Genomic DNA, 13888 nt, shown 5'->3' with positions numbered 1-13888 from the left:
GCTCCCCGCGGGGGGAGCAGGCGCTCATGACAGCCAGCGCCAGTAGCGCGGTGGCAAATTTTGCAGTCTTCATATGGGCCTCTGCCTATCGTTATCTTTGCAACGGCTCGCAACATTAGAGCGGTGCGGCCCAATTATCAAGAATGTGGCCGCAGGGTTCAGTGGTCCCGGGACACACTGTTCAATTCCTGATCAACCACAGCACCTTCCTCGCCCTGCTCCTGTTGCATACGCCAGAGGGCAGCATAGTGGCCCGCCTGTCGCAGCAGCTGCTCGTGGCTGCCTTGCTCCACGATACGCCCCTCGTCCAGGACCAGGACCACGTCCGCATCCACCACTGTGGACAGGCGATGGGCAATCACCAGGGTGGTCTGTTCCCGGGCCACCTGCCGCAGTGCCTCCAGGATGCCTCGCTCTGAGCGGCTGTCCAGGGAGGAGGTGGCTTCGTCGAAGACCATGATTGGTGGGTGTTTGAGCAGGGCCCGGGCAATCGCCACCCGCTGGCGTTCGCCACCGGAGAGTTTCAGCCCCCGCTCCCCCACCAGGGTGTTGGCGCCCTCCGGCAACTGGCTGATGAAACCGTAGAGCTGGGCGTGCCGGATGGCTTCGAGCACTTCCTCATCGCTGGCATCGACACGGCCGTAGCGGACATTCTCCAGCAGTGACTGGTTGAAGAGCACGGTATCCTGCGGCACCACGCCGATGGCGCGACGCAGGGAAGCCTGACTGACGGTACGAATGTCCTGCCCGTCGACCAGGATCCGCCCGGCAGAGGCATCGTAGAAACGGAACAGTAACTTGAACAGGGTCGACTTGCCGGCGCCGCTGGCACCGACAATGGCAACTTTCTGGCCCGGCTTCACGGTAAAAGTGATTCCCTTGAGGATTTCCCGGTCCGGGCGGTAGCCAAACCGGACAGCCTCAAATTCCACCTGGCCCTCCGTTACCTGCAGTTCGCCTGCCCCGGGCATATCCTTCACCCCTGGCGCCACCTCCAGCAACGAGAACATTTTCTCGATATTGGCCAGGGAGCCCTTCATTTCCCGGTAGACAAAGCCGAGGAAGTTGAGCGGGATAAAAATCTGCATCATAAAGGCATTGATCAGCACAAAGTCGCCAATGGTCATTTGCCCCTGGGTGACCCGCGCAGCGGCCAGCACCATCGCTGCGGTCATTGCGGTGGCGATAATCACTGCCTGGCCGGCGTTGAGCCCGAAAAGGGACAGCCGGTTCTTGCGCCGCGCCTGCTCCCACTGGGCCAGTTCCACGTCGTAGTGGCCAGCCTCGTACTGCTCATTGCCGAAATACTTCACCGTCTCATAGTTCAGCAGGCTGTCCACGGAACGGCTGCTGCTGCGGGATTCAGCCTCATTCAGCTCACGCACAAAACGCGTCCGCCATTCAGTGGCCACTACCGAGAACCCGATGTAAACCACCACCGCACCCAGTACCAGCAGCGCAAACACGCCGCTGTAATTCCACCACAACAGCACTGCCACCATGCCGATTTCCAGCAGGGTCGGGACAATGTTGAAGACCATGAAGCGCATCAGGAAACCGATACCGGAAATGCCGCGCTCGATATCCCGCGACAGGCCCCCGGTGCGGCGGTTGAGGTGAAAGTCCAGGTCGAGGCGGTGCAGGTGCTGGAAGACCTCGAGCCCGATACGCCGCTGGGCGCGCTCGGTGACCCGGCCGAAAATGGTATCCCGCAGCTCGCCAAACAGCACACTGGAAAAGCGTACCGCGCCGTAGGCCAGCAACAGCCCCAGTGGCAACGCGATCGCGGCAGTCGCACCACCGGCGGCATCCAGGTCGTCGACGATATGCTTGAGGATAAAAGGCAGCCCCACACTCGCCAGCTTGGCGCCCACCAGGCACAGCAGCGCAAGCACCACCGCGCGGCGGAATTCCAGCAGGTAGGGAAACAGGGTTTTCAGCGCGCCCCAGTGCACATCTTCCAGGGCGACCGCGGACTTGGGTCTGGGCATAGTAAAACTCGGGAGAAACCGGCCCACAGTATACGGCCCGGAATCGCTGGCTGCAGCCGCCGCGGAAGCTGGCCCGCCGGGTTCCGGCAGGCTCAAGAAGCACCGTTCGCCCGCCTGGGGGCTCCCGCGGCTCCGGGAGGATTAAGTCAGTTCAGTGCCCGCAAAGGCACATCGTTGCGGTGGGAAATATCGGCATCGAGGATCTTCACCAGGAACTCGGTCAGGATGCCGGCAGTAAAGCCCCAGATTTCGTATTCCTGGAACTGGTAGGCCGGCAGGTAGATGGCCCGCTCATCGATGGTGATCTGGTCCGTGCGGATACGCGGGTCCTCCAGGAAAAACGACAGCGGCACGCGGAAGATCGCGTCCAGCTCTCCCGGGTTCGGTACCAGTGCCACGTCCGGTGAAACCACCCCAAGCCAGGGCGTCACGTGCACGTTCCAACGGGTGCTGCGCGGCCACAGCGGCCCCAGCACCCGCACCGCTTCCGCTGGCAGGCCGATTTCCTCCTCGGTTTCCCGCAGGGCCGTATGCAGCAGGGATGCATCCCCGGTTTCCCAGCGCCCACCCGGCAGGGAAACCTCACCGGAGTGCGTCGACAGGTGGGCGGATCGCAGGGTGAGAATGACTTCCGGGTCAGGCTCTTCGGTCAGCGCCAGCAATACCGCGGCATGACCACTCAGGTCCGGCGCGGCGGGCACCCGGGACTCCAACTTGTCCCGGAAATGGCGGAATCTACGCTCGATCTTGTCCAGCATCGTAATATTGTCTTCTCACCTTCAGCACGTGCCCCGGGCACGGTATGCAGTTCACCTGTACTTACTATACGGCAAGCAACACCTGAGACCACATTTTCCGGCCAGGATTCAGGGTTCCGCTGGCGGGCCCGCCCGGTGCGTGGCCGGAATATGCCCGCCCTTGATTTTCTCCCGCAGGGACTGCACCAGCGCGTAGTAAACCGGCACCAGTAATGTGGCGAAAATCGCCGCTGCAGTCATGCCCCCGAAAACCGCCAGCCCCAGCGAAATGCGACTGGCCGCCCCGGCGCCGGAGGCCACCAGCAGCGGCATCACTCCCAGCACAAACGACAACGCCGTCATCAGCACGGCCCGGAACCGCAGGCGGGTGGCACTTATCGCCGCCTCGGCCACGGACTTACCGGCATCGCGTTCGTTCGCGGCAAACTCCACGATCAGGATTGCACTCTTGGCCGCCATGCCGATCAGCAATACCAGGCCGATCTGGGTATACAGGTTATTGACCGCCCCCGCCAGCAGGTTAACCAGCAACGCCCCCGCAATGGCGATCGGCACGCACAACATCACCGCAATCGGAATCATCCAGCTCTCGTACTGCGCCACCAGGAACAGGTATACGAATACGATGGCGAGGGAAAACAGGATGGGAGCCATATTCCCCGAGGTGATTTCCTGCAGGCTGGACCCGGTCCATTCGTAGCTGTAACCCGCAGGCAGGCGCTCCGCCAACTGTTCCATGGCCCGCATCGCCTCGCCGCTGGAATAGCCCGGGGCCTGGGCACCATTGATGGTGACGCTGTTATAGAGGTTGTAGCGGTCAATGGTCTGGGGGGCCACTGTGGGCGAGATCTCGACAATGGAGGTAACCGGTACCAGCTCGCCGCTGTTGGCGCGGACGAAAAATCCCGACAGGTCCTGCTCGTCGCTGCGGAACTGTTCATCACCCTGCAACATGACCCGGAAAACCTTACCGAACAGGTTGAAGTCGTTGACGTAGAAGCCACCCAGCTGCGTCTGCAGGGTGTTGTAGACATCTGTCAGCTGCACCCCGAGGGTATGGGCCTTGTCCCGGTCGACCTCAAGCTCCAGTTGCGGGGTGCTGGCCTGGAAACTGGTAAACGCCTGGGCGATTTCCGGCCGCTGGTTGGCCTGGCCGAGGACATCGTAGAGGACGCCTGCCAGCTCGGACGCATCACGCCCCATCAGGTCGGTAAGGATAAATTCAAAGCCGCCGATGGTGCCCACCCCGGGCAGCGGCGGTGTTGGAAACACCATCACCCGAGCCTCGGGAACTGCCGCCACGTTCTGCTGCACCCGTTGCATCACTGCCATCTGGTGCTGGGAGCGTTCCGGCCGCTCGTCCCACGGGCGCAGGATCCCGATCATGAACGCAGAGTTGGAACTGACATTGTTCGCCAGGATATTGAATCCCGGCACCGCCATCACGTGGGCCACTTCAGGCTCGGCACGCATGATTTCGCGGATCTGCTCGACCACCGGGCCAGTGCGATTCAGTGAGGCCCCTTCGGACAACTGTACGTGGACCAGGAAAAATCCCTGATCCTCGTCCGGTATAAAGCCCGAGGGCACCGAAGTAAACAACCAGTAGCAGAGAGCGACTATCCCGACGACTGACAGCGCACCCATCAATGGCCGGGCCACCCAGAACGCGACCATGGCCATATAGGATCTGGTCAGCCGGTGCAGCGTCTTGTTGAACCAACCGAAAATCCCGGTCTCCTTCATCCCGGCCACTTCGCCGCCCTCACTGCGCTTGAGCAGGGTGGCACAGAGAGCCGGGCTGAGCGTCAGCGCATTGAGGGAGGAAATGATCACCGCCATGCTGATGGTGACTGCGAACTGCCGGTACATGCCCCCGGTCAGGCCCGGCATCAGCATGACCGGCACAAACACAGCCAGCAGCACCAGCGTGGTGGCAATTACCGGCCCGGTCACTTCCTCCATGGACTTGAGCGCAGCCTCCCGTGGCGGCAGGCCCTCTGACATCAGGCGCTGGGTGTTTTCCACCACGATAATGGCATCGTCCACCACAATGCCGATGGCCAGGATCAGCGCGAACAGGGTGACCGTATTGATGGTCATACCGAATGCCAGCATCAGGGCAAAGGTACCGATCAGCGACACCGGGATGGCAATGGCGGGGATCAGGGTGGAGCGGATATCCTGCAGAAACAGGAATACCACCAGGATTACCAGCACCAGTGCGATCAACAGAGTCTCCACGACTTCCCTGATCGATGCGCTGACAAACTCGGTGGTGTCGTAGAGTATTTCCGCCTCCAGTCCCTCCGGGAAACGCTCTTTCAGCACCGCCATGCGTTCCCGGATGCCCTCGGCCACGTTAAGGGCATTGGCATCCGGCAGCTGGTAGACCGCGATCACCGCCGCCGGCTTGCCGTCCAGGCGGCCATAGGCACTGTAGAACTCGCTCCCCAGTTCCACCCGCGCTATATCTTTCATCCGCACCATGCCACCGGCGGGGTTGGCCCGCAGGCTGATATCCTTGAATTCCTCCACATCCACCAGCCGCCCCTGGGCGAGGATGTTGTACTGGAACTGCTGGTCCTTGCCGATCGGCGGTGAGCCGATCTGGCCGGCGGCGACCTGCATATTCTGGGCGCGTACCGCATTGATCACATCCTGCGCGGTAATATTCAGCACTGCCATCCGGTCCGGGTTCAGCCAGATGCGCATGGCATAATTCAGGGAACCGAGAATACTGACGTCACTGACCCCCGGTACCCGTGCCAGCTCGTCGCGGATAAATATCTGGGCATAGTTGGCCAGGAAGAGTTCATCGAATTTTTCCTCGGGGGAGATCAGGTTGACCACCAGCAGCATGGTATTGGACTGCTTACGCACGATCACGCCATTGCGGCGCACCTCTTCCGGCAGCGCGGGTGTGGCCTGCTGCACCCGGTTCTGCACATTGACCTGCGCGATATCTTCGTCCGTGCCGCTCTCGAAGGTCACCGTCAACCGGTAACTGCCGTCATTGCCGCTGGAAGAGGACATGTACAGCATGTCCTCAACGCCGTTAACCTCCGCCTCCAGGGGTACCGCCACGCTGTCCCGCATGACCTCAGCACTGGCGCCGTCAAACCGGGTGGTGGCGGTGACGGTCGGCGGGGCCAGGTCGGGAAACTGGGCAATGGGCAGCAGTGGCAGGGACAGCAGCCCCGCCAGGGTGATCAGGATTGAAATCACAAAAGCGAACCTGGTCCGCCGGATGAAAAATGCGCTGATCAAAAAAGTCCACTCCCTGTCGGCAAAATTCCATCTCCCTGTCGCCTGGCCGCACCCCGGCCCCTGCATCCCGCCGCTGCCTGCGCCGGCGACCGCCTACTTGCTGTCCGTAGGCACGAGGTCTTTGCCGATGCCGGACCCATCCCGCTTATCCTTCTCACCACTTGCCCCGCGCCCAGGGCCCTCGCGACTTCCGGCACGGTAGTCGGCATAGGGGTTACGGGCGGAGGACTGGGGATCCACCGGTTGCTCCGCGACCACCCGCTGCAGCCCATTGACGATCACGGTTTCGCCGGCTTTCAGGCCCTCTTCCACGGCCCACAGTTCTCCCTCACGCTGGCCCAGCTCCAGGTACCGGCGATGCGCGATATCCTGGCTGTCCACGACGAATACATAGCGCCCCTGCATGTCTTCCAGCACCGCCGACTGCGGCACCAGCGGCTTGACCTGTTCGCTGCCGCCATAGACCCGGACTGACACACGGGCAAACTGCCCCTGGATCAGCAACTGGTTCGGGTTGGGGAATTCGGCCCGGACCGCCACAGAGCCGGTATTCGGGTTGACCTTGTTGTCGACAAAAGCAATGGTGCCGGGGTGGGGATAAAAACTGCCGTCCGGCTGCTCGATGCGGATATCCCGCTGTTCCGGCCGCAACCCGGCCCGGGCGCGGCGCTCCGCGGTAATCTGGACCGAGAACACCCTATCCTCTGGCACCTCGAACAAGACGAATACCGGGTCTGTATTGAGTATGGTCGCGAGCGGCTCCGACTGCGGTCCCACCAAAGCACCAACGGGAAAGGCGGACCGCCCGATGCGACCTGTCAGGGGAGCATAAATGCGCGTGTAGGAAAGATTGAGTTCCGCCGTGCTGACGTCAGCCCTGGCCTCTTTCAGGCTGGCCTGGGCCTGCTCAAAATCCCCCTTCAACCGGTCAAAATCCGACTTGCTGATAAAGCCCTTCGGCACCAATTCGCGCCCGCGCCCATAGTTGCGCTCGGCCACCTCCAGCGCTGCACGGGCCCTGGAGACGGCGGCGCGGCGATTTTCCAGCGTGGCAACAAACGGCTGCGGATCAATCTCGTAAAGCAGTTCGCCTTCCCTGACCAGGCTGCCTTCCTCAAAGTAGCGCCCCTGGATATTGCCCTCCACCCGTGGCCTTACCTGCAGCTCATCGGTGGCCTCGACCCGGCCGACATACTCGAACCGGGGAATGACCGGTTGCTCGCGCACAGAGAGTATCTCCACCGGCGGCGGGGGTGGCGCGGTTTGCTCCGGTCCCCGGTCACCACAGGCAGCGAGCATGATCGCCAGCAAACCCAGGCACAACCCGGGGATCTGAATGCGGGAGTTCATGGCCGGACTGTCACCATACCCGAAGGCCTTGTTCATCCTTCAACTATAGATGTTGCCTGTGACAGCCCGCCCGGGCAGTGCCTTTGGCGCCAGGGCCCAGGTGCGGAATGGCCGGGTACGCAGATGAACTGGATAACGCCATTTTTACTTCCCGCTGGAATATTGATGCAAGTGCGGGACATGCAACCACACCATCTACACTTGCTGTTGTAGCAATTGGTGGGTATTCCCGATGGCCTCAGAGCAAGAGCGCTACCTGAATCGCACCACCATGATGGGCATGGTGGTGGGCTCCATGGTGGGCGCGGGGATATTTTCCCTGCCAGCCACCTTCGGGAACGCCACCGGCCCCTTCGGCGCACTGATTGCCTGGACCATTGCCGGCACCGGCATGCTGATGCTGGCCTTCGTATTCCAGTTCCTGGCGGTGCGAAAACCGGACCTGGATGCGGGTATCTTTACCTACGCGAAGGAAGGATTCGGCAACTACCCGGGGTTTATCGCCGCATTCGGTTTCTGGGCCGGCAGCTGCCTGGGGAACACCACCTACTTTATCCTGATCAAGTCCACACTCGGCGCCGCCATCCCGGCCTTCGGTGAAGGCAACACCGTTCCCGCAGTCTTTGTGTCATCCATCGTGCTGTGGTCGATCCACTTCATGATCCTGCGGGGAGTCAAGCAAGCCGCCTTTATCAACAAGATCGTGACTGTAGCCAAAATCATCCCCATCATCATGTTCATTGTGATCGTGGCGTTTGCGTTCAAGAAAGACCTGTTCGTGGAAAACTTCTGGGGTGGTGGTGAATACAATTTCCGCGATGTAATCGGGCAGGTGCGACGCACCATGCTGGTTACCGTATTCGTGTTTATCGGTGTCGAGGGGGCAAGCGTGTTTTCCCGCTACGCCAGAAATCGCTCCGACGTGGGCTGGGCCACGGTGATGGGGTTCCTCGGCGTGCTGTGCCTGATGATCCTGGTAACCCTGCTGCCCTACGGCGTCCTGCTCCGTCCGGAGATCGCCGATCTGCGCCAACCCTCCATGGCCGGCGTCTTGCAGGCGGTGGTAGGAACCTGGGGCGCCGTGTTTGTCAGTGCCGGCCTGATCGTTTCCGTGCTCGGTGCCTACCTGGCCTGGACCCTGTTATGTGCAGAGGCACTGTTTACCGCGTCCAGATATGAGCTGGTACCGAAAGCGTTCGGTCACGAAAACAAAAACGGCGTGCCGTCGACGGCCCTGTGGCTGACCAATATCCTGGTGCAGATCTTCCTGATCCTGACCATCTTTGCCCAGTACGCGTTCGACCTGACCCTCGAAATGACCAGTTCCATGACGCTGATCCCCTACCTGCTGGTGGCCGCCTATGGCCTGAAACTGGGGCTGACGCGGGAGACCTACGAATCGGACCCGGGACGGCTCCGCCGCCGCGAGATGGCATTCGCTGCCATTGCCTGTATTTACTCAATATTCATGATTATCGCCGGGGGCCTGGTGTACGTGCTGCTCGGTTGCATACTGCTGGCCCCCGGCAGCCTGCTGTTTATTTTTGCCCGCCGCGAACTCAAGCTGCGGACGTTCACGCCAATCGAGCTGGTGCTCTTCTCAGCCATAGTACTCGGGGCCATCGTGGGTATTTACGCACTGGTCACCGGCGCCATTACGCTGTAAACCGGAGATTCGCCACATGGCCAAAGCCAAACCGGAATCCAAAGCCACACTCGGCGTCCACTCTGAAGTGGGCCAGTTGCGCAAGGTTATGGTCTGCGCCCCCAGCCTCGCCCATATGCGCCTGACGCCCACCAACTGCGACGACCTGCTGTTCGATGATGTGCTCTGGGTCCAGAACGCCAAGCGGGATCACTTCGATTTCATGACCAAGATGCGGGATTTTGATATCGAAGTGCTGGAAATGCACAACCTGCTGGCGGAGACGGTGGCGGTACCGGAAGCCAAAAAATGGCTACTGGATCGCAAGGTGACCCCCAACAACGTGGGCCTCAGCCTGATGGGCGAAACCAGGGCCTACCTGGAAAGCCTGGAGCCGCGCAAACTGGCGGAATTCCTGATCGGGGGCCTGTCGGTAATGGACCTGCCGGATGAGTTCAGCCAGTCCGAGTTCTTCGAGCTGGCACGGGAAGCCCATGGCGCCACCGAGTACCTGCTGCCACCACTGCCCAATACCCTCTACACCCGCGACACCACCTGCTGGATCTACGGCGGGGTATCCCTGAACCCGCTGTACTGGCCTGCGCGCAAGGAAGAGACTTTCCTGACCACCGCTATTTATAAGTTCCACCCGGACTTCAAGAAAGAAAAGTTCGAAGTCTGGTGGGGCGATCCGGATACCAACTTCGGGCTGGCTACGGTGGAAGGTGGCGACGTGATGCCGGTGGGCAATGGTGTGGTGCTGATCGGTATGAGCGAGCGCACCTCGCGCCAGGGGATCTCGCAGCTTGCGGCGGCACTGTTCGAAAAGGGTGCAGCACAACAGGTGATTGTCGCGGCCATGCCCAGGCTGCGCTCCGCCATGCACCTGGACACCGTCTTTACTTTCGCCGACCGGGACCTGGTAACGCTGTACCCGGAAATCATGGACCAGGTGCGCCCGGTGGTAATCCGGCCCGGGGATTCCAGGGGCAGCCTCCATGTCACCCTCGAGAACAAGCCCTTTACCGAAGTGGTGGCGCGGGCACTCAACTTCAAGAAACTGCGCGTGGTGGAAACGGGCGGCGACGCCTACGCCGCCGAGCGGCAACAGTGGGACAGCGGCAACAACCTGGTCTGCGCCAGGCCTGGTGTGGTGTTTGCCTACGATCGCAACACCACCACCAACACTTACCTGCGCAAGGAAGGTATCGAGGTGGTCACCATTGTGGGTGCCGAACTGGGCCGCGGCCGCGGTGGCGGTCACTGTATGACCTGTCCCATCGTGCGTGACCCGGTGGACTTCTGACACCTTGCGGGCCTGTTCTCGCCGGGCCTGCGTCAGCGGGTTAATAGAAACAGATGGATAAGAGCAACAATGCACCTCCGGTGCGTGAGCCATCACTGGCTGATGCTTTCATTCCCCTCGTTGCCCTGGCGCTGCTGATCGGCAGCTCCCTGGCACTGTTTGGCATGGAGGCCCTGGACGGTCCCATCCAGGCAGCGCTCATCATCTGCTGTATGGTGGCGGCACTGATTGCGATGAAGAACGGTCATCGCTGGGAGACGGTGCAGAAGGCCGGCCAGGCGGCGATGGGATCGATTACCAGCGCCATTTTTATCCTGCTGGCGGTGGGCGCGCTGATTGGCACCTGGAACCTGTCCGGCACCATCCCCACCCTGGTCTATTACGGTATCCAGTTTCTCTCACCCACCTGGTATTACGTGGCCACGGCCATTATCTGCGGCCTGATCGCCATGTCGATCGGCAGTTCCTGGACCACCGCCGGAACCATCGGGGTAGGCCTGGTGGGGATCGCCGCGATGCTGGAGGTGTCCACCGCGATTACCGCCGGGGCGGTGATATCCGGTGCCTACCTGGGTGACAAGAACTCACCGCTATCGGAGACCACCATACTGGCGGCCCAAATGGTCAGGGTCGACATCTATACCCATATCCGCAACCAGATGTGGACCTCGGTACCGGCCTTCCTGCTGGCGGCGGTTGTATTCACCCTGCTGGGACTCGGCCGGGTGGAGGCACCGGGCCAGAGCGATTTGCAGAGCGCCGTTGAACTGGAGGCGCTCAACGGCATTTACCGCATCACCATCCTGAACCTGCTGCCTCTGGCCCTGCTGGTATGGCTGTCGATCCGCAAGTACCCGGCGTCCATCAGCCTGCTGCTGTCCGCGCTGTTTGCAGGAGTACTTGGCGCTTTCCTGCAGCCGCAGGTCTACGCCGGGTTCGTCGGCGAAGATTCCGGGCTCTCCATCGTGGAGGCCATCAAGGCAACCTGGCTGGCCATGGCCAGCGGTTTCAGTATGGAATCGGGCATTGCCGATGTAGACCAGCTGCTGTCCCGCGGCGGCATGGCCAGTATGCTGTTCACCCTGTGGCTGATTATGGGCGCGGTCACCTTCGGTTCCCTGCTGGATGAATTCGGGCTGATTCACCGCCTGATCGATCCGTTGATCGACCGCGCCAAAACCACGGGCGGGCTGTTCCTGACCGTATTCGCCAGCGCCTTCGGCCTAAATATCATTGCCGGTGACCAGTACATCGCGCTGGTCCTGCCTACGCGCGTCTACCGCGCCGAGTTTGCCAGGCGCGGACTCGCGCCCCAGAACCTATCGCGCCTGGCCGCGGACTGCGGCACAGTCACCTCGCCGCTGGTCCCCTGGAATTCCTGCGGCGCCTTTATGGCAGCAGTGCTGGGCGTGCCCACCCTGGTCTACCTGCCCTTCTGCATATTCAATATCGCCAGCCCGATCCTGAGTCTGCTGCTGGGCTATACCGGTTTCAAGGTAGTGCGACTCGACAGTCCACCATAGAAGCCTCCCGGGGCCTGAGCCAATCCCGATATCCCCAGCCATACGCACCGGCGCTGACGCCGGGGAAACTCGCACGTATAATGCCGCCATGAAATTCTGTAGCCATTGCGGCAGCGATGCCGTCACTTTCTCCATCCCCGAGGGCGACGACCGGCCCCGCCACCTGTGCGGCGGCTGCGGGGCAATCCACTACATCAACCCACGCGTAATCGTCGGCGTGTTGCCCTACCTGGGCGACGAAGTGCTGCTGTGCAAGCGTGCCATCGAACCCCGGCTGGGGCTGTGGACCCTGCCGGCAGGCTTTATGGAGAATGGTGAGACCAGCGAGGAAGGTGCCCTGCGGGAGAGCTGGGAAGAAGCGCGAGCCAATATCCGCGTAGACGACCTGTATACCGTTTATGACATTCCGCATATCAACCAGGTTTACCTGATCTACCGCGGCGAGCTGACCGACACCAACTTCGGTGCCGGCCCGGAGTCGCTGGAAGTGGAACTGTTCCGGGAAGAGGAGATTCCCTGGGACGAGATCGCCTTCCCGATTATGTCAGAGACCCTGGGGCACTACTTCGCCGATCGCCGCGAGGGACGCTACCCCCTGCACCGCGGTGTGATTGCGCGGAAGCTGTGAGCCGGGCAAACCACGAATACATGGCGGCCGTCCCGGCCGCCTTCACCGCCGATCCAGCGACTGGGCCAGCAGCCAGCGGTAAAGGTCCTCCCCCGCATAGACGCGGACCCACACATCGTGCGGCATATCCTCGTGCAAGGTGAAGCGCACGTCGCCCCCGAGTTCTTCCAGGCGGTTGATACCGGCGTAAAAATCCGACTTGTCGACAACCCGGTCGCGACCGCCGGCAAAGGCCCATACCGGCAGGCTGTTGTCAGCGATTGACGGCATCAGGTCCGGGTGGCCCCAGCCCGCTACCGGCGCCACCGCGGCAAAACGCTGGGGGTAACGGCTGGCCATATACCAGCTGCCGAAGCCACCGTAACTGAGGCCAGTCAGGTAAACCCGCCGCTTGTCGACCCGGTACCCCGATGCGACCTGGTCCAGCATCTGCACCAGGTCTGTCTCCACCCTGTCCCAGCCCAGGGGCAAGCCAATCGGCCGCTCCTCCCAGCCGGCGACTTCTTTCCCCGGTCCCATCTCGCCACGGGCCCCCATATAAAGGCGCTCGGGAACACCATCTGCGAGTCGCTGTGGAATCTGTTCCCGCGAGCGGTCGGCAATATAGGGGACTTTCTCGTCCATACCGAACATATGCAGTTGCGGCACCACGATGATAAAGGGCAGGTCGCGTTTCTGGATCCAGGCCTCGTAGAGCGGGCCGTGGACCAGGGTGAAATCCAGCTCATCCCGGCCATTGCCCCGCTCACCGTTGCCATGCAGGAAGAGCAACAGCGGCCACTTCCGGCCCGGATGGTTTTCGTAGCCCCGGGGCAGGTAGACAAAGAATTCCCGCTCGGCACCGTCCGCCTGGCTGGTATATGGCAGCCGCACCAGTCGGGGCTCACTCTCCAGCGGTACTGCTCCGGCACTGCCCGACTGCTGCTCGCAGCCCATCACCAGTAAAATAACCAGGCAACAGAGATAGCGGACCGATGGTGCCTGCATGGGTAATTCCTTTTGGCGATTATCGTGTTGTTATGCTGCATGCTTTTTCCCTGGCGGCACGGTCGGGGCTGGCGTGCTCAGTTACAGCGGTCGTCCAGCTTCCACAGGTCGAAGGCGGGTTCCTCGTAAGGGTGGGCCGCGCGCATCGCCGCCAGCGCCTCACCCACCAGGTCGTCGGCACAGACCAGCTCCACCCGGTATTCATTGACCTGTTCCACCTCACCGCTCTGGCCGATAAACGGCTGGCTGCCCGGCAGTGGCCTGAACTGGCCGGTGCCGGCTACTTGCCAGCAGCAACTGTCGTAGTCGCCGATCCGGCCGGCACCGGCGACGAACAGGGCCTGCTTGACGGGTTCGAGGTGGGTCTCGGGAATGTAAACGCAGAGTTTGTACATGGTGTCAGTACCGCCTCCGGGGAGTCATCGTGTCG

General features: G+C 61.7%; 10 protein-coding genes. 4 read left to right on the top strand and 6 right to left on the bottom strand.

Translation table 11 applies throughout. The features are described from left to right. Positions 1-158: 158 nt before the first annotated feature. The 4 genes from ACH6CX_RS15770 to ACH6CX_RS15755 all read right to left on the bottom strand — a co-directional run bounded on the left by ACH6CX_RS15770 (position 159) and on the right by ACH6CX_RS15755 (position 7369). Entirely contained in the window at positions 159-1991 is a 1833-nt protein-coding gene (locus tag ACH6CX_RS15770) for an ABCB family ABC transporter ATP-binding protein/permease (protein ID WP_396675859.1), read from the bottom strand. 146 nt (positions 1992-2137) lie between these two features. Then, positions 2138-2749 (bottom strand): CoA pyrophosphatase, encoded by a 612-nt coding sequence (locus ACH6CX_RS15765; RefSeq protein WP_233005767.1) that lies wholly within the window; start codon positions 2747-2749, stop codon positions 2138-2140. A 108-nt stretch (positions 2750-2857) separates the two neighbouring features. Further along, positions 2858-6019 (bottom strand): efflux RND transporter permease subunit, encoded by a 3162-nt coding sequence (locus ACH6CX_RS15760; protein ID WP_396675857.1) that lies wholly within the window; start codon positions 6017-6019, stop codon positions 2858-2860. A gap of 93 nt (positions 6020-6112) precedes the next feature. Further along, positions 6113-7369: an efflux RND transporter periplasmic adaptor subunit gene (locus tag ACH6CX_RS15755; RefSeq protein WP_396675855.1), complete on the bottom strand. Its 1257-nt coding sequence runs from the start codon at positions 7367-7369 to the stop codon at positions 6113-6115. A 232-nt stretch (positions 7370-7601) separates the two neighbouring features. Here ACH6CX_RS15755 and ACH6CX_RS15750 point away from each other — a divergent pair, with 232 nt between their 5' ends. The 4 genes from ACH6CX_RS15750 to ACH6CX_RS15735 all read left to right on the top strand — a co-directional run bounded on the left by ACH6CX_RS15750 (position 7602) and on the right by ACH6CX_RS15735 (position 12471). Further along, entirely contained in the window at positions 7602-9035 is a 1434-nt protein-coding gene (locus tag ACH6CX_RS15750) for a basic amino acid/polyamine antiporter (RefSeq protein WP_396675853.1), read from the top strand. A 16-nt stretch (positions 9036-9051) separates the two neighbouring features. Continuing rightward, positions 9052-10320: an arginine deiminase gene (gene arcA / locus ACH6CX_RS15745; RefSeq protein WP_396675851.1), complete on the top strand. Its 1269-nt coding sequence runs from the start codon at positions 9052-9054 to the stop codon at positions 10318-10320. Positions 10321-10373: 53 nt separating this feature from the next. Beyond that, positions 10374-11843, top strand: coding sequence for a Na+/H+ antiporter NhaC (nhaC, locus tag ACH6CX_RS15740; protein WP_233005772.1), 1470 nt, complete (start codon positions 10374-10376; stop codon positions 11841-11843). Positions 11844-11931: 88 nt separating this feature from the next. Continuing rightward, on the top strand, positions 11932-12471 hold the full coding sequence (locus ACH6CX_RS15735) for an NUDIX hydrolase (RefSeq protein ID WP_396675848.1): 540 nt from the start codon (positions 11932-11934) through the stop codon (positions 12469-12471). A 42-nt stretch (positions 12472-12513) separates the two neighbouring features. Here ACH6CX_RS15735 and ACH6CX_RS15730 read toward each other — a convergent pair whose 3' ends face one another. Both ACH6CX_RS15730 and ACH6CX_RS15725 read right to left on the bottom strand, forming a co-directional pair. Beyond that, a complete protein-coding gene (locus tag ACH6CX_RS15730) occupies positions 12514-13458 on the bottom strand; it encodes an alpha/beta fold hydrolase (RefSeq protein WP_396675846.1) in 945 nt (314 codons plus the stop codon). A gap of 77 nt (positions 13459-13535) precedes the next feature. Continuing rightward, positions 13536-13853 carry a YqfO family protein gene (locus ACH6CX_RS15725; RefSeq protein WP_233005775.1) on the bottom strand — a complete coding sequence of 106 codons (318 nt, stop codon included), beginning with the start codon at positions 13851-13853 and terminating at the stop codon, positions 13536-13538. Positions 13854-13888 lie beyond the last annotated feature (35 nt).

Source organism: Microbulbifer sp. JSM ZJ756, assembly GCF_044383805.1.
Lineage (GTDB): Bacteria > Pseudomonadota > Gammaproteobacteria > Pseudomonadales > Cellvibrionaceae > Microbulbifer > Microbulbifer zhoushanensis.
Note: the sequence above shows the minus strand (reverse complement) of the source record. Positions and strands in the feature narration are given on the sequence as shown.